Source organism: Arthrobacter sp. CP30 (assembly GCF_053470025.1).
The window spans coordinates 76,067-91,325 of the sequence record NZ_JBQEMM010000004.1 but is presented as its reverse complement, the minus strand read 5'-3'; the positions used below and the strand labels follow the sequence as shown (position 1 = coordinate 91,325).

Below are 15,259 nucleotides of genomic sequence, written 5' to 3'. Positions count from 1 at the left end.
TGCCCCGTCGGTCCGGTCAGGCGGAGACCTGTGTCTCCCCCACGGTGATGCGGTGGTTCCGCTCGCACTGGTACACGGCGAGCGTTCCCGCCGGTACGGGCCCTTCCGCAGGCCACTGGTCCTCGCTCAGTTCGATCAGGGCGGAACCGCAGCTGGGGCATCGGGCTTCCATCGGTACGTCCTCTCCATGCATCGGGGTCGGCGCCGGACCGACGCGGACGGTACCGGCTGCCGGAGTGGCGGTCAGCCCAGTACACACCGCCCGGACACGCGGCGCCACACGCGTGCCGTACGCCGGGAGGACGTGACGGACAGCGCGCCGGCGGCTAGCCCGCCCTCCGCGCCGCCCGAGGACGTCGGCGCTCGGGCGAGCCGGGGCGTAGAAGGGATCTGCTGGGATGCGTCGGACGGCGTCCACGCCCGGCGGGCCGTATCTATCCGACCCCTGCACGTCAGGTCGGCACAGGGGCGGATTCCCGTCGTCAGGCGCCGCCTCGATGCCTATAATCGGGGGTGCTCACAGCCGGAGTGGACCTCGCCGCCGAATCCCGGGGGACGGCCCTCGCCGTCCTCGACTGGTCCGGGACCGCCGTGACGGTCGACGTGCGGCTCGGCATCGCCGACGCGGACATCGCCGCCGTCGCCCCGGATGTCGAGCGTCTCGGGATCGACTGCGCCTTCGGCTGGCCGGACGACTTCGTCACGTTCATCACGCGCCATGCCGCCGGGGAGCGGGTGGACGCGGGCCTCGACGAGGGGATGGCCTGGCGACGCCGGCTCTCCTACCGCGCGACGGACCGCGCCACGCGGGAGATCACGGGCAGGTGGCCGCTGAGCGTCGCCACGGACCGCCTCGGCCTGACCGCCATGCACTGCGCCGTGCTCCTCGACGCGGTGGGCGCCGCCCTGGGGACGCCCGTCGACCGCTCCGGCGGCGGGACCGCCGTCGAGGTCTATCCCGGAGCCACCCTGCGCGGGTGGGACTTCGGGACGAAGGGCTACAAGAACGACGCGGTCATCCGCGCCGCACTGCTGGCCCGCGTCCTCGAGCGCGCGCCCTGGCTGCTCCTCCGTCCGGAGGACCGGCGCCTGATGGAGGTCTCCGACGATGCGTTCGACGCCGTGATCGCCGCGCTGGCAGCCCGGGCCCATGCCCTCGGGCTGACGCATCCCGTCCCCGAGGAGTACCGCGACCAGGCGGGCCGCGAGGGCTGGATCGCGCTGCCCGTGGGCCGCTTGGAGGACCTGGCGCCCTGACCGGGCCGGACTTCCGACCACACCCGACCGCACCACCCGACACATCGGAGACGAGGAGCGCTTGAGCATGGATCTGGTGGGCAGGGCTGCAGCCCTCTACGCACTCCCCCTCGACGGGTTCGTCGCCGCGAGGAACCTCGCCGCGAAGGAGGCCGCGCAGGGCGGTGACAAGGACCTCGCCGCTACCCTGAGGAAGCTCCCCAAGCCCTCGTCCGCCGCGTGGCTCGTCAACCTGCTCGTCTCCCGCCGTCGGGAGGAGGTGGAGCAGGTGCTCGAGCTCGCCGCGTCCCTGAGGGAGGCGCAGTCGAGTCCCGACCGCGCGCAGCTGCATGCCCTCGGGCAGCAGCGGCAGCGCCTCCTCGCCGCCGTCGCCCGGCAATCCCTCGACGCGGCGTCCGAGGCGGGGCACGACGTCGGACCTGCCGCCCTGCCCGACGTCGAACAGACGCTCCGGGCGGCACTCGCCGATCCCGCTGCGGCGGAGGCGGTCCTGACCGGGCGGCTCGTCCGGACGCTGGAAGCCACGGGGTGGGAGGCCGTGGACCTGGACGGCGCGGTCGGCGGCCCGTTCGACGCCCCGGCGCGCCCGGTGGACGACGCGGACGACGCGAACGACACGGACGACGCGGACAACACGGACGACACGGACGACACGGACGACAGCACGGACAGTCGCGGCAGGGGCGGCGCCGAGGACGCCCGCCGGCCGGGACGGGCATCGCCCCAGAAGCGGTCCGCCGCCGGCCGGCGGGTCGCGGAGGCTACAGCGAGGGCGGCCCGGGACGCCCTCGAGAGTGCCCAGGACGAGGCAGCCCGGACGGAGCGGGCCGTGCAGCGGATCGCCATGCGGAGGGACGGCCTGACAGCTACCCTCGAGGACCTCGAGGACCGCATCGGCGCACTGCGCAGGGAGCTGGCGGACCTCGATGAGGAGGCCGCGGACCGGCGTCGTGAACAGGAGTCCGCGCAGGAAGCGCTCGAGGGTGCCGAGCAGGCCGACAGGACTGCCAGGAGCTCGCTCGCCGACCTCGATCCCTGATGTGAGGCGGGATCGGGCTACGGTGTGCCGGCCCACGGGATCCGGGACCGGGCCCCGAACCGGAGGCGCGGCGTAGGATGTGTCGAACGGGATGGGCCCCGCGACGCCAGGAAGGAACCGTGACCGAACAGGAAGTACTGAGCGACGTCAACGACGATCTGTTCGCGCTGTTGACAGAGACCGCAGGCATCCAGGAGTTCCTCGACGAGTTCGCGGTGATGGCTGCGCAGCGCCTGTCCTCCACCGGCGACGTCTCCTGCGCCATCACGCTCGTGCGTCGGAAGAGGGCCGGGACCCTGGCCGCGAGTGACGACGTGGCGCGCCGTGCGGACGAGTTCCAGAACCGGTTCCACGAGGGACCGTGCCTGCAGGCCGCCCAGACGCAGTCATCCGTGTACTGCCGCGACACGTCGACGGACTCGCGCTGGCCCGCCTATCTCGCAAGGCTCGACACCGATCACATCCGCTCCATCCTCGGTGTCTCGTTCGCCCTCGAGACCAGCGGCATGGCCGCACTCAACCTCTACTCGAGCCGGGTCGACGCGTTCGACCCGGCGGGCATCAGGGCCGCGGAGGCGCTGGCCGAGGCCGCGTCCTCCTCCCTCCGCTTCGCCGTGCGCGCAGCATCCGCTGATGACGAGCGGCACGACCTGGAGGCTGCACTGTCCTCGCGGCAGACCATCAACACCGCCGTCGGGATCATCATGTTCCAGAACAAGTGCTCGCAGGCGGATGCCCTGGCCATCCTGCAGCGCGCATCGAGCAGCCGGAACGTCAAGCTGCGACTGGTCGCCGAGCGCGTCGTCGCGTCGGCGACGGAGCGTCCCTGACCGACGGAACCCCCTGAACAGCCCCCGATCCGCTCCGCGCCTCGGCTGCGCGCCGCCGAACCGACGGCGGAGCGCAGCGGCCGGACGCAGGGGGATTCAGTCGAAGTGCGTGGAGACGGGGGCGTCGACCGTACTGATCAGCACGTTCCGGGCGAGCTCACGGAGCTTCATGTTCCGCGCACTCGAGGCAGCACGAAGGATTTCGATGGCCTCCTCCTGGCTGCACCTGTTCTGGGCCATCAGGACCCCCGCGGCGAGATCGATGGTGGTGCGGGACTCCATGGCGGCCGCGAAGTGATCGGCGCGGTCCCTCAGCCGGGCGAGCCGCAACGCCAGCCCCAGCGACGTGGCGCTTGCGGCGGCCAGTCGCTCCGCAGCGCAGCGGTGTTCGTCGGTGAAGCACGAGGGCCTCGATGAGTAGGACGTGATCACCGCCCGTTCCGGCCCTTGGACGGCGATCGGCGTCGAGAAGGCCGAGCGCACCCCATGACGGAGCGCGGCGGATCCGAAGAGGGGATCCTCACCGGCGAAGGAGAAGTCCGGCACCTCCACGGTGCGGCCGCTCGCGGCGGCCCGCACGGAGGGCCCGTCGTGCAGGTGGACCTCGAGCCGCGCGAGACGCCGTGCATCTCTCGTCGATCCGACGAGGAGGGGATGGGCCCGCGGTCTGAGGAGTGCGACGCTCGTGGTCGTGTCGTGGGGTCCGAACCCGGAAGCGGCCGACGTCGCTTCCACGAATCCTTCGAGGAAATCGTCGAGACCCGCACTGACGACCACGAGGTCCTGCAGGAAGCCCTGCAGATCCGTCTCCGGACGGATTCCGACGTCGTTCCCCATCGCCTACCCCCTCATGATTCGGGCGCCCGGGCACGGGCACCACGAACAACAAAGCTGCCGGCTGCTCAACAACTGCGGACCATGCTACCGACGCGGGATCCTTCCGGGCTAGACCGGACCGCGTGTCGGGCCGCCCGGGATTTGCCTGACCACCCCCGGAATCGCTATCTTGATCCTTGTCCAGCAGGGGGCGCCGAAGAGAGCCGGGACATCCGGCGCCAGGACATTTCGAGGTCTCCTTTGGACTCAGAGCCCAACCTCAACGAACTAGCCGTCGTCTTCGGTCGCGTCCGCGGCCTCCTCCTCACGGAACAGACGGTGCAGCACGCCATCGACCTCCTCGCGGAAGCAGCCCGCGACCTCATCCCGGGCGCGTTCGGCGCCGGGGTATCCCTCATCCATCAGGGACAGCGCACCAGCACCGGTGCCACCGACACCCTGGTCCGCCGCGCGGACGAGTTGCAGTACGAACTCTCCGAGGGACCGTGCCTGAGCGCCTGGTCCACCTCGAGCCCGGTCAGGACGGACGACACCCTGGCGCCGGACCAGCGGTGGGCCCGCTGGGCCGCAGCCGCCGCCGCGATGTCGGTCCGCTCGTGCCAGAGCGTGCCCCTCATCCAGGGCCGCACGACGATCGGGGCCATGAAGGTCTACTCCACGGACGCCGGCGCGTTCGACGAGACCACGGAGCGGGCCCTGACGCGCTTCGCCGTCCCGGCCGCCGCACTGCTCAGCCATGTCCAGACGACCGAGACGCCGCAGCAGATCCGTTCGGAGCTCTCCGCTGCCCTGCAGCTGCGGGACCGCATCGGCATGGCCAAGGGCATCCTCATGGCACAACTCGGCATCGACGACCGGTCGGCCTTCCGGGAACTGGTGACCCGGGCCGAGGAGGGCCGGCGATCGGTGGCGGACGTCGCGCTGGAGCTGACGGGCGGTTCCGGCACACCGGTCGCCTGACAGCAGGACCGCCGCCGCCGTGTGGCGGGGACGGTCCTGCTGATGCTCGTGCCGGTCGGCCGGCTGGGATCGGGAGCCGTCAGTACCCGCAGGGTGTCCGGTAGTCGGAGACCGCCGTGCTGGTGCCGGGCGCCGGGCAGAGGAACTGCGAGTACCGCAGGTCGTCGTCGACGAACCTCTTGAGCCAGGAGATGCTCGTCGACGCGATGGTCGTGTTGCTCGTGTTCGGTGCGTAGTGCGACGCTCCCCGGAGTTCCACGTATGCCTTCCGGGACAGGTTCGTCAGTCCGTTGTAGAAGGGGACGGCGTGGCGGCTGACGGGAGCCACGCTGTCGTTCTGCGCGCCGATGTACCCGGGTGAGATCGCCACGGCGCCGAAGGTGCCCGCCGTCGTCGTGCTCGGGTAGTAGATGGTGCCGCCGCCGAAGGAGCGCGCAGCGGTGCTGGACACCGTGGCGGTCGCGGTGGCAAAGCTTCCGCGGGACGCCTCGATGCTCGCCCGGGTGGGCGCAGGGACGCTCCGGAACAGGCCGGGAGCCCGCCTGCGGCGCGGTGCCGGCGAGCTCCGTCCCCGATCGAGAGTAGGGCCGGCGTTCCGCGCCGGGCAAGGGAATTCGCCGCGCTCTGGTCATCGGGCGGGAGCCGTGGGACGGTGGGATGTTGCCCGCCGGAACGGTCGCGCCGGTGGTGGCGGTGGTGGCGGTCGGTAACGCTTGGGCATCGGGAATCGCCGCCGGGAGCGTCGGACTGTCCTCTTCGCGCAGGCCCTGCCTACTCTGGGCACAGGCGCCCCGGCGTCCACGCATCCGCATCGAAGCACGTTCCGTGCTGGAAGGACCGGCACGGTCGACGCCGGTGAGGTCTCACATGTACTTCGACAACGCCCTGCCCGCCGCCGAGCAGGAGCAGCTGACGCTCCTCGAGGACACCCGCGCCCGGTTGCTCGAGACGATGTTCTCGCTGCGCTGCGCCTGCGCGGACGTGTTCGCCGATCCCTTCCGGGCGGAGGAGCGCGACGGCGCCGCCTGGGAACTCGCGCGGGCCGTCGGTGACATCCACCGCTGCGATGAGCAACTCCATGCCCTGCGTGAGGTGGACCGGCTGTCCCGGCCAGGAGAGGCCGGGCGGCTGATCGGATCCGGCCTCGCGCAATGACGCCGCCGGTGCGCAGGGTCCGGATCTCCTTCCCCGGCCGGGACGCCACCGGCGTCCAGCTCCCCCGCCCGGACCTCGGTGCCCTGATCGAGCGGGTCGCGACGGGTAATCGGCGGGCCTTCGAGGAGCTGTACCGCCGGACGGCCGGCAGCGTCTACGCGCTGGTGCGCCGCATCCTCGCGGACGAGGCAGCGAGCGCCGAGGTCACGCGGGACATCTACGTCCGTATCTGGGCCGGCGCCCACACCTACCGGCGCACGCTGGGCTCGGCCGAGAGCTGGCTCGTCAGCCTCACCCATCGCTGCGCGGTCGACTGCGCCAGGGCGGCCGCAGCCCCGAGCGCCCGGGCCCGACACGAGCAGCCCCTGCTGCCCGCGATCGCCGCCGGGGCGGCCGGGCGCTCGCTGTCCCTGCTGACGCCCGAGCAGGTGGAGGCGCTCGAACTCGCCTACTTCGGCGGCCTGACCCATGCCGATGCGGCTAGGAAACTGGGTGTCGACCGCTCCACCCTGCGCCTCCGGGTCAGCACCGCCCTCGCCCGGCTGCACCAGGGGATGGACGTCGCACGACCCCCGGGGTCCCCACGCCCGACCCTGCTCCCGCGGAAGCCCCGCTGACCGCCGTGCCTCTCAGCGGAGGCCGGCCGCCGGCCCCACGAGGGAGACGATGTTCCCGAGCAGGGCGGCATTGAAATCCACACCGAGCTGGTTGGGGATGGTGACGAGGAGGGTGTCCGCGGACTGCACGGCGGCATCGGCGGCGAGCTGTTCGGCGATGACGTCCGGCGCACCGATGTAGCTGCGGCCGAAGCGGGACCGGGCGCCGTCGAGGATGCCCACCTGGTCACGGGACTCGCGCTGGGCCTGGAGGCCGAAGTAGTACTCGTCCGCCTCGCTGACGATCGGCAGTATGCTCCGGCTGACCGAGACCCTCGGCGTCCAGCCGTGCCCTGCCCCGGCCCAGGCCTTCCGGAAAATGTCGATCTGCTCGGCCTGCAGTTCGTCGAAGGGGACTCCGGTGTCCTCGGTGAGCAGGGTGGAGCTCATCAGGTTCATGCCCTGCTCACCCGCCCACTGTGCCGTGGCCCTGGTACCCGACCCCCACCAGATGCGCTCGGGCAGACCGGGCGAGAGCGGGTCCACCGGCAGCCGCGCAGTACTACCGGACATCCGGGGATTGGGCTCGGCGATGCCGTGGCCCGCGATGGCCCGGCGGAACAGCGCTGCCTTGTCCCGCGCGAGGTCGGCGTCGGTGCCACCCTCCTCCGGCTGGTAGCCGAAGGCACGGGAGCCCTCGAGTGCGGTCTCCGGGGAACCGCGGCTGATGCCGAGCTGGAGGCGCCTGTTGCTGATGAGGTCGGTGACGGCCGCCTCCTCCGCCATGTACAGCGGATTCTCGTAGCGCATGTCGATCACGCCCGTGCCGAGTTCGATGGTCCTCGTCCGCGCGGCCATGGCTGCGAGCAGCGGGAACGGTGCCGAGTACTGCGGCGCGAAGTGGTGGACACGCATGTACGCGCCGTCGACGCCGAGCTCCTCGGCGGCCACGGCCAGCTCCACGGCCTGCACGAGGGCCTCCTGCGCGGTGGGGACCAGCGAGCCGCGCACGTCCTGGTAGTGGCCGAAGGACAGGAACCCGATCTTTTTCATACCCGGTGAAGCGCACCGCGGGCGTCGCGCATTCCCGTGCCGGCGGCCGCGCTGTCCGGTGGGTGGACGCGGGAGCATCCACCGGGCGGAGCATGCGAGACTCCGATCATGACGATCCCCATCAAGGCCTACGCCCACGTCCGCCTCACGGTCACCGACATCGATGCTTCCCGTGCCTTCTACGACGCCGTCTTCGGCCTGCCCGTGGCCTTCGAGGTACCCGACGACGCGGACGACGCGACCCGGGAGCAGCTCGGGTTCCTGTACGGCGGCGTGATCTACCAGCTCGGCGACACCCTGCTCGGCCTGCGGCCGGTGGCCGAGGACCGCTTCAGCGAGAACCGTGTGGGGCTCGACCACCTCGCCTTCACCGTCGCCGACCGCTCCGTGCTCGACGATGCCGCGTCGTTCCTCGACGGTCGGGGCATCGCGCACGGCGGCGTGAAGGACATCGGCGCGGGCTGCATCCTCGAGTTCCGGGACCCGGACAACATCGCCCTCGAACTCTTCGCTCCGCAGGCCTGACGGGTAGCGGTCCGGGCTTCAGGCGCCCGCGTTCACCTCGATCTCGGCCAGGTCCGCCAGCGTGCCGAGATACGCCCGCTCCCTGGCGCAGAGGTGGCGGGGCTCCGTGTCGACGAGGCACAGGCTTCCCACGAACCAGCCGCTCGGACCGCGCAGCGGTATGCCCGCGTAGAAGCGGGCGAAGGGCTCCCCGACCACGAAGGGGTGGGTGCTGAACCGCGGGTCGATCCGCATGTCCGGGATCAGCAGGAGTCCGTCCTGCTTGATCGTGGTGTCGCAGAGGGCGAGGTCCCGGGGGATGGTGCGTGGCAGGTCTCCGACGAAGGACTTCAGGAACTGACGGTCCTCGGAGATGAAGGAGATGATGACGGTCTGCACGCCGAAATAGGACTGGGCATCGCGGGTCAGGCGGTCGAACCGCTCCTCCTGCGGCGAGTCGAGCAGCCCGGTGCGGCGCAGGGAGCGCAGGCGCTGGCGCTCGGACTCCCGCCGCGAGGGGAGGGTGATGGACGGGTCCAGGGCGACGGGCGCTCCGGGGGGTGGGGAGAAGGGCAAAAGGTGGATCCGCTCGATGGGGTGAGACCAGGTCCCGCAAGTGGGGAGGGATATCTTCATCCTGCCTGCTCCGCATCAAGCCAGGGCGTCATTCGGGCCCTCCGGACCAAAGCTTTACCGAACGTTTGCACAAGCGTGGAAGACAGGACGGGCCCCGAGGGGGCGGATGGGGCCCGTCCTGCTACAGGTAGGTCGTTGCCGGACACCCGATCCGCACGGTGGAGAACCTGTGATGCCCGCCACAGCACGACGCCGGCCGCCTCCGAGGAGGGGCCGGCGTCGTCCGTCCGTGCGTCAGGACAGGGCGTCAGGGCAGGGCGTCAGGGCAGCTTGACCGCAAGCACGTTGCAACGGGCGGAGAGCAGGATCGTCTGCGCCGTCGAGCCCATGATCAGCTTGCCCACCGGTGTCCGGTGGCGCAGTCCGATCACGATCAGCTCCGCATCGATCTCCTCCGCCACGTCGACCACCTCCTCGGCCGCCGTGGCCTCGGAGATGCTGTGCCGGATCGAGTAGGGCACCCCCGTGGCGTTCAGCATGCCCTCGAGCTTGGAGACGTCCTCGGAATCCGCGTACGCCGGGTTGACGAGGCGGTCCGCCCGGGTGGTGTTGATCACCACGAGCTCGGCGCCGCGACGCCGCGCCTCCTCCACCGCCTGCGTGACGGCGGCCTCGCCCAGGGCATTGGGCACGTAGCCCACCACGATGCTGCTCATCGGTCGGTGTCCTCTCGGGTGTCGGGTGCGCGCGTCACGGGAGCGACGGCGGTCTCGGGTGCCGTGGCGGAACCACGGACGACGTCGGGGGCGTCGGCGTTCGCCGCCACCATCGCCTCGAACTGGCGCTGCCGGCGCTTCAGGAGCATGGACAGCGCGAAGATCACCAGGAGCACCACGTAGATGGTGGCCGCGACCGGCGACTGCACGAGCGCCACGGGATCACCCTGCGAGATCGCGAGCGAGCGCCGCAGCTGGCTCTCGAAGATGGGCCCGAGGATGAGTCCCACCACCATCGGTGCGATCGGGTAGCCGTAGCGGCGCATGAAGAACCCGAGGATGCCGACGATCAGCAGGATGATGACGTCGATCGGCGTGAAGTTCACGGAGAACGCACCGAGCACAGCGAACACCAGGATGCCCGAGTACAGGTAGGGCCGCGGGATCTGGAGGATCTTGACCCAGATGCCGACCAGCGGCAGGTTGAGCACCAGGAGCATCAGGTTGCCGACGTAGAGGCTCGCGATGAGCGCCCAGACCAGCGTGCTGTTGGACTCGAAGAGCTGCGGGCCCACCGGGATCTGGTAGCGCTGGAACGCCACCAGCATCATGGCGGCGGTCGCCGTGGTCGGGATGCCGAGCGTCAGGAGAGGCACGAGCACACCTGCGGCTGCCGCGTTGTTGGCGGCCTCCGGACCGGCGACGCCCTCGATGGCGCCCTTGCCGAACTCCTTCTTGTTCTTCCCCTTGGCGAGCTTGCGCTCGGAGGCGTAGGACAGGAAGGTCGCGACGTCCGCACCACCGGCGGGGATGGTCCCGACGGGGAAGCCGATCGCCGTGCCGCGGAGCCAGGGCTTCCACGAGCGGCGCAGATCCTCCTTGCGGAGCCAGCTGGTCCAGCCGCCGGTCACCGGGATGATCTTGATCGGGCCGTGGCGCAGGCGCGAACCCACGTAGAGCGCCTCGCCGACGGCGAAGAGCGCGACCGCCACGAGGACGACGTCGATCCCGTCCGCGAGGAAGGGGCTGCCGAAGGTGTAGCGCTGCTGGGCGGTGAGCGCATCGAACCCGACGAGTGCGATGAACAGGCCGAGCCCCAGCGAGGCGAGTCCGCGCAGCACCGAGGACCCGAGCAGCGCGCCCACCGTGAGGAAGGCGACGACCATCAGGGCCACGTACTCGACGGGGCCGATCTGCACGGCGAAGGCCGCGACATAGGGGGCCACGAAGCTCAGCAGCACCGTCGCGATGGTGCCGGCCACGAAGGAACCGACCGCCGCCGTCGCCAGGGCTGCCGCTCCCCTGCCGGCCTTGGCCATCTTGTTGCCCTCGAGCGCCGTGACGATCGACGACGACTCCCCGGGGGTGTTGAGCAGGATGGAGGTCGTCGAGCCGCCGTACATCCCGCCGTAGTAGATGCCGGCGAAGACGATGATCGCCGCCGTCGGCTCCAAACTGTAGGTGATGGGCATGAGCAGGGCCACGGTCATGGCCGGCCCGATACCCGGCAGCACGCCGACGGCGGTGCCGACGAGGACGCCGCCGAGCGCGTAGAGGAGGTACATGGGCTGCATCGCCGTGGCGAAGCCCTCCATGAGCAGGAAGAAGTTATCCACCGAAGACACCGAACCCTTCCAGGAAGCCGGGCGGCAGGGACACGCCGAGCAGCCCGCCGAAGACGAACTGCAGCACCAGCGCCAGGATGATCGCGGTCATGAGGTTGCGCCACCACGGGCGGGCTCCGAGCGACCAGGCGGCACCGAAGAACAGGAGCGCGGCGGCGACGGGCCAGCCGAGCGGCACGATCAGGAAGGCGTGCAGGAGGACGAACCCGCTGAGCTTGCCGACCGTCAGCCAGTCGGTCTTCGCCTCGAGGTCCACGTCCTCGCCCTCGTCGGCCGCACCGCGATGGCCGCGCAGGACCTGGAGCACCAGGCCCGCCCCGACGACCACGAGCAGGGCTGAGACGGCGAAGGGGAAGGCACGGGGGCCGATGTCGCTGGCCGACGGCGGGGTCTGGATACCGGCGCCCGCCACGAACCCGACCACACCGATGCTCACGATGATGAGCGCGAAGACCAGCTCACCGACCGGCGCTCCGGGAGCGGCGGCCGTGCCGCTCCCGGGGGCGTTCTGTACGGAGGTACTCATGGCCTAGAGCAGCCCGATGTCGGTGAGGGTCGTCTTGACGCTGGTGATGTCCTCGTCGAGGAAGGTCTGGAACTCCTCGCCGGCGAGGAAGGCGTCCGACCAGTTGTTCTCCTCGAGCGTGGCCGTCCAGGTCTCGGTCTCGTGGAGGTCGGTGACCAGCTGCGTCAGCTTCTCCGCCTGGGCGTCGTCGATGTTCCCGGGGGCCACGACGCCGCGCCAGTTGGTGAGGACCAGGTCGATGCCCTCCTCGGTGAGGGTGGGGGTGTCGGGCAGCTGCGGGGCGGCTTCCTCGCCGGAGACCGCGAGGGCGCGCAGCTTGCCTGCGTTCACCTGCTCCGCGTACTCACCGACACCCGAGATCCCGGCGTTCACCTTGTTGCCGAGGAGCGCCGCGAGGGACTCGCCGCCGCCGGAGTACGGGATGTAGTTCAGGTTGTCGGGGGTGATGCCCGCTTCCTTCAGCACGGACCCGGCGAGGATGTGGTCGGCTCCGCCGGCGGAGCCGCCCGTGATGGAGACGCCCTGGCCCTTGGACTCGATGTCGTCGAGCAGGTCCTGCACGGTCTGGTACGGCGAGTCCGCGGGGACCACGATCACGAGGGGCTCCTCGGTCAGGCGGGCGATCGGCGTGGTGTCCTCGATCCGGTTGGCGGCGTTGTTGGTCTCCACCGCGCCGACCATGACGTAGCCCATGACCATCAGCGTGTTGGGATCCGTCTCCGTGGCGAGCTGCGCGAGGCCGTTGGTGCCACCGGCACCACCGACGTTGACCACGGAGGCGTTGCCCACGAGGTCGTTCTCCTTGAGGTCCGCCTCCATGGCACGGCCCGTCTGGTCCCATCCTCCGCCGGGATCGGCGGGGACCACGATGTTGAGCTTCTCGATGGCGCCGCTCTCCTCGCCCGCCGTCGTGCTCTCCGTCATGGAGCTGCAGGCCGAGAGGGCGAGGGCGGAGGCGAGGGCCAGGGCGGTGAGGGTCGAACGGCGCGCCGTTGTGCGATCGATCGTCATGATGTTCTCTTCCTTGAGATGTGGTCGCTCGTGCCGAGCGGAAGGTGTGATGCGGATCACCACTGCTGTCCTCAGGGTAGGAAGGCCCCTGCACGGCGGTAAAGCATGCGGTCGTAGTGCTCGTATTGGTCTTTGTGGTCACGGGAGTCGGTCCACGAGGCCGGGCGGCCCGGGTGTGACGCGACGCAGCGTGTCACACTGTGAGGATGATCAGGACGATGTCGCTTCGATCTCAGCTGTTCTTCCTGCAGCTGACCATCGTGCTCGTCATCGTCGCCGTCGCCGGGTCCACCGCCGTCGCCATGCAGCGTCTCCAGATCCGCGAGCAGTACGAGGACCGCATGGTCGGCGTCGCGCAGTCCGTGGCGCAGCTGCCGTCCGTCGTGGAGGCCTTCGACCAGCCCGATCCCAGCGCCGCTATCCAGCCGATCGCCGATCTCATCCGCCAGTCCACCGGGGTGACCTACGTGGTGGTCACGGATGCCGACGGGATCCGGTACTCGCACCCCAACCCCGAGCTCATCGGGCAGCTCGTGTCCACCGATCCCTCCATCCCCCTCTCCGGTGACACCTTCGTCGGGACCCAGACCGGCACGCTCGGCACGTCCTGGCGCGTCAAGGTCCCCATCTACGGTGACGGCGGCGAGATCATCGGCACGGCGTCGGTGGGCACGCTGGAGTCCGAGCTCGACGCCGACCTGTACGAGGACCTGCCCCGCCTGCTGGCCTGGCTGATCGTCGCGGCCCTCGTCGGATCCGCCGGCGCCATCTGGATCTCCCGGCTCGTGTGGCGGCGGATCTACCGTCTCGAGCCGGAGCAGATCGCCTCGCTCCTCGAGACGCGGGACGCCATGATCCACGGCATCAGCGAGGGCATGGTGGCTGTCGACGAGGACCACCGGATCGCCCTGCTGAACGACGAGGCCAAGCGGCTGCTGGGGCTCGACGACGCCGCCACCGGGCTGCGCGCCGAGGACGTGATGGAGCCGGCCCTCGCCCGCCTCCTGACTGACCCCGCGGACACCGACGAGACCGTCCTGTCCGGCGAGCGCGTGCTGCTCGCCCGTACCTCGGACGCCCTCGTGGACGGCACGCGCGTGGGTCGCGTCATGATTCTCCGCGACCGCACCGAGCTCTACCAGCTGCTCACCGACCTCGACGGCGAGCGCGACGTGACACAGGCCCTCCGTGCGCAGGCGCACGAGTTCGCCAACCGGATGCACACCATCTCCGGTCTGCTCGAGCTCGGGCGCACCGACCAGGCGGTCGACTTCATCTCCCGCTCCGGGCACGGCGGCTCCCTCGTGTCGGGCACCATCGCGCCGGGCATCCAGGACCCGGACGCCGCGAGCCTGCTCATGACCAAGAGCACCATCGCCGCGGAGAAGGGCATCACCCTCTCGATCGACGACACCTCGACGCTGGAGCCCGACGGCACCACCGACGTCGTCACCGTCCTCGGCATCCTGATCGACAACGCGATGGAGGCCGTCACGGGGAGCGGGCGGACCGACGGCGCCATCGCGGTCCTCCTGCACACCGAGCCCGACGCCGTCCGGATCGAGGTCGCGGACAACGGGCCGGGTGTGGCGCCCGGGGACGTCGACGGCATCTTCTCCTCCGGCTACTCCACGAAGGACGGCGGGCACACGGGGACGCGGGGCTTCGGGCTCGCCCTCGTCGACCGCATCGCACGGCGACGGTCGGGGCACGTGGTGGTGGACGACGCCGAGCTCGGCGGCGCGGAGTTCACCGTCTGGCTGGCACCCTCGCTCGTCGACGCCCCGCGCACCACCCTGCAGGTGCCATGAGCACCCCACCCGCAGCACCCCTGATCCCGACGCTCGTGGTCGACGACGACCACGAGGTGGCCGGCATCCACACGGGGTTCCTCCTCGCGCACGGCGCCTTCGACGTCGTCGGCGCCGCCCACACGGGTGCGCGCGCGCTGGAGCTCGCGGAGCTGCTGCGACCCCGCCTCGTCCTGCTCGACATCCACCTCCCCGACATGACGGGCATCGACGTGCTGCGCGCCCTGCGGAACCGGCCCGGGGAGCCGCTCGACGTCATCGCCATCACCGCGGCGCGGGAGCTCGACACCGTGCGGGCCGCCGTCGCGGGGGGCGTGCTGCACTACCTCGTGAAGCCGTTCAGCGCCGCCGTGCTCAACCAGCGCCTGGACCACTACGTGGAGTACCGGCGCGAGCTCCACTCGCATGCGTCGGAGGGTGCCTCTGCCCTCGACCAGGGGCGGATCGATCAGCTCCTGCGCACGACGGCGCCGATCGGCGCGGTCCCGGGCACCGCCCGCACGGCCACGCTGGTCACCCCGAAAGGGCTCTCCGCGCCGACGCTCGACGCCGTCATGCTGGACCTCCGGGGGCACGGCCGGGGGACGTCGGCGTCGGATGTGGCCGACCGCCTCGGGATGGCCCGGGTGAGTGCCCGGCGCTACCTGGAATTCCTGGTCTCACGCGGGCAGGCGCGCATCGTGCCGCAGTACGGATCCGCAGGGCGGCCGGAGAAGTTCTACGTGTGGACGGACGGCGGGCAGGGCTGACCTGCGGGCTCGGC

18 protein-coding genes are annotated in these 15,259 nt (G+C 70.8%); 9 read left to right on the top strand and 9 right to left on the bottom strand.

The features are described from left to right. Nucleotides 1-16: 16 nt before the first annotated feature. On the bottom strand, nucleotides 17-172 hold the full coding sequence (locus ACTIMO_RS07280) for a hypothetical protein (RefSeq protein ID WP_191931883.1): 156 nt from the start codon (nucleotides 170-172) through the stop codon (nucleotides 17-19). Between the two features lie 341 nt (nucleotides 173-513). Between ACTIMO_RS07280 and ACTIMO_RS07275 the strand changes: the two genes are divergently transcribed. From ACTIMO_RS07275 to ACTIMO_RS07265, 3 genes are all read left to right on the top strand, one after another. Continuing rightward, nucleotides 514-1,257 (top strand): DUF429 domain-containing protein, encoded by a 744-nt coding sequence (locus tag ACTIMO_RS07275; protein WP_448181977.1) that lies wholly within the window; start codon nucleotides 514-516, stop codon nucleotides 1,255-1,257. 61 nt (nucleotides 1,258-1,318) lie between these two features. Further along, nucleotides 1,319-2,296, top strand: coding sequence for a hypothetical protein (locus ACTIMO_RS07270; RefSeq protein WP_448181976.1), 978 nt, complete (start codon nucleotides 1,319-1,321; stop codon nucleotides 2,294-2,296). Nucleotides 2,297-2,415: 119 nt separating this feature from the next. Next, nucleotides 2,416-3,126, top strand: a complete 711-nt coding sequence (locus tag ACTIMO_RS07265; RefSeq protein ID WP_235498735.1) for a GAF and ANTAR domain-containing protein — start codon at nucleotides 2,416-2,418, stop codon at nucleotides 3,124-3,126. A gap of 96 nt (nucleotides 3,127-3,222) precedes the next feature. Here the strand turns inward: ACTIMO_RS07265 and ACTIMO_RS07260 are convergent, their stop codons facing one another. Then, nucleotides 3,223-3,963 (bottom strand): GAF and ANTAR domain-containing protein, encoded by a 741-nt coding sequence (locus ACTIMO_RS07260; RefSeq protein WP_448181975.1) that lies wholly within the window; start codon nucleotides 3,961-3,963, stop codon nucleotides 3,223-3,225. A gap of 240 nt (nucleotides 3,964-4,203) precedes the next feature. Between ACTIMO_RS07260 and ACTIMO_RS07255 the strand changes: the two genes are divergently transcribed. After that, on the top strand, nucleotides 4,204-4,923 hold the full coding sequence (locus tag ACTIMO_RS07255; RefSeq protein WP_448181974.1) for a GAF and ANTAR domain-containing protein: 720 nt from the start codon (nucleotides 4,204-4,206) through the stop codon (nucleotides 4,921-4,923). Between the two features lie 79 nt (nucleotides 4,924-5,002). On the opposite strand, the gene ACTIMO_RS07250 is transcribed toward ACTIMO_RS07255, so the two are convergent. Further along, nucleotides 5,003-5,452 carry a poly(ethylene terephthalate) hydrolase family protein gene (locus ACTIMO_RS07250; protein WP_448182105.1) on the bottom strand — a complete coding sequence of 150 codons (450 nt, stop codon included), beginning with the start codon at nucleotides 5,450-5,452 and terminating at the stop codon, nucleotides 5,003-5,005. Between the two features lie 338 nt (nucleotides 5,453-5,790). Between ACTIMO_RS07250 and ACTIMO_RS07245 the strand changes: the two genes are divergently transcribed. Next, nucleotides 5,791-6,078: a hypothetical protein gene (locus tag ACTIMO_RS07245; protein WP_055769899.1), complete on the top strand. Its 288-nt coding sequence runs from the start codon at nucleotides 5,791-5,793 to the stop codon at nucleotides 6,076-6,078. Further along, nucleotides 6,075-6,695 (top strand): sigma factor-like helix-turn-helix DNA-binding protein, encoded by a 621-nt coding sequence (locus tag ACTIMO_RS07240; RefSeq protein ID WP_448181973.1) that lies wholly within the window; start codon nucleotides 6,075-6,077, stop codon nucleotides 6,693-6,695. Before ACTIMO_RS07245 ends, ACTIMO_RS07240 begins: the two co-directional genes overlap by 4 nt. Nucleotides 6,696-6,707: 12 nt before the next feature. On the opposite strand, the gene ACTIMO_RS07235 is transcribed toward ACTIMO_RS07240, so the two are convergent. Continuing rightward, nucleotides 6,708-7,727 (bottom strand): LLM class flavin-dependent oxidoreductase, encoded by a 1,020-nt coding sequence (locus ACTIMO_RS07235; RefSeq protein WP_055769895.1) that lies wholly within the window; start codon nucleotides 7,725-7,727, stop codon nucleotides 6,708-6,710. A 108-nt stretch (nucleotides 7,728-7,835) separates the two neighbouring features. On the opposite strand from ACTIMO_RS07235, the gene ACTIMO_RS07230 reads away from it, so the two are divergent. Next, nucleotides 7,836-8,252, top strand: coding sequence for a VOC family protein (locus ACTIMO_RS07230; RefSeq protein ID WP_055769893.1), 417 nt, complete (start codon nucleotides 7,836-7,838; stop codon nucleotides 8,250-8,252). A gap of 18 nt (nucleotides 8,253-8,270) precedes the next feature. Here the strand turns inward: ACTIMO_RS07230 and ACTIMO_RS07225 are convergent, their stop codons facing one another. From ACTIMO_RS07225 to ACTIMO_RS07205, 5 genes are all read right to left on the bottom strand, one after another. After that, a complete protein-coding gene (locus tag ACTIMO_RS07225) occupies nucleotides 8,271-8,807 on the bottom strand; it encodes a GAF domain-containing protein (protein WP_055769891.1) in 537 nt (178 codons plus the stop codon). A gap of 320 nt (nucleotides 8,808-9,127) precedes the next feature. Continuing rightward, nucleotides 9,128-9,523: a universal stress protein gene (locus tag ACTIMO_RS07220; RefSeq protein WP_055769889.1), complete on the bottom strand. Its 396-nt coding sequence runs from the start codon at nucleotides 9,521-9,523 to the stop codon at nucleotides 9,128-9,130. Then, nucleotides 9,520-11,139, bottom strand: a complete 1,620-nt coding sequence (locus ACTIMO_RS07215) for a tripartite tricarboxylate transporter permease (RefSeq protein ID WP_448181972.1) — start codon at nucleotides 11,137-11,139, stop codon at nucleotides 9,520-9,522. Before ACTIMO_RS07215 ends, ACTIMO_RS07220 begins: the two co-directional genes overlap by 4 nt. Next, a complete protein-coding gene (locus ACTIMO_RS07210; RefSeq protein ID WP_055769887.1) occupies nucleotides 11,132-11,674 on the bottom strand; it encodes a tripartite tricarboxylate transporter TctB family protein in 543 nt (180 codons plus the stop codon). Before ACTIMO_RS07210 ends, ACTIMO_RS07215 begins: the two co-directional genes overlap by 8 nt. Nucleotides 11,675-11,677: 3 nt before the next feature. Beyond that, nucleotides 11,678-12,685 carry a Bug family tripartite tricarboxylate transporter substrate binding protein gene (locus tag ACTIMO_RS07205; RefSeq protein ID WP_055769886.1) on the bottom strand — a complete coding sequence of 336 codons (1,008 nt, stop codon included), beginning with the start codon at nucleotides 12,683-12,685 and terminating at the stop codon, nucleotides 11,678-11,680. Nucleotides 12,686-12,903: 218 nt separating this feature from the next. Between ACTIMO_RS07205 and ACTIMO_RS07200 the strand changes: the two genes are divergently transcribed. Together ACTIMO_RS07200 and ACTIMO_RS07195 are read left to right on the top strand one after the other, a co-directional pair. Continuing rightward, entirely contained in the window at nucleotides 12,904-14,496 is a 1,593-nt protein-coding gene (locus ACTIMO_RS07200) for an ATP-binding protein (RefSeq protein WP_235498734.1), read from the top strand. Beyond that, nucleotides 14,493-15,245 carry a response regulator gene (locus ACTIMO_RS07195; RefSeq protein ID WP_448181971.1) on the top strand — a complete coding sequence of 251 codons (753 nt, stop codon included), beginning with the start codon at nucleotides 14,493-14,495 and terminating at the stop codon, nucleotides 15,243-15,245. Before ACTIMO_RS07200 ends, ACTIMO_RS07195 begins: the two co-directional genes overlap by 4 nt. The last annotated feature ends 14 nt before the right edge of the window (nucleotides 15,246-15,259 follow it).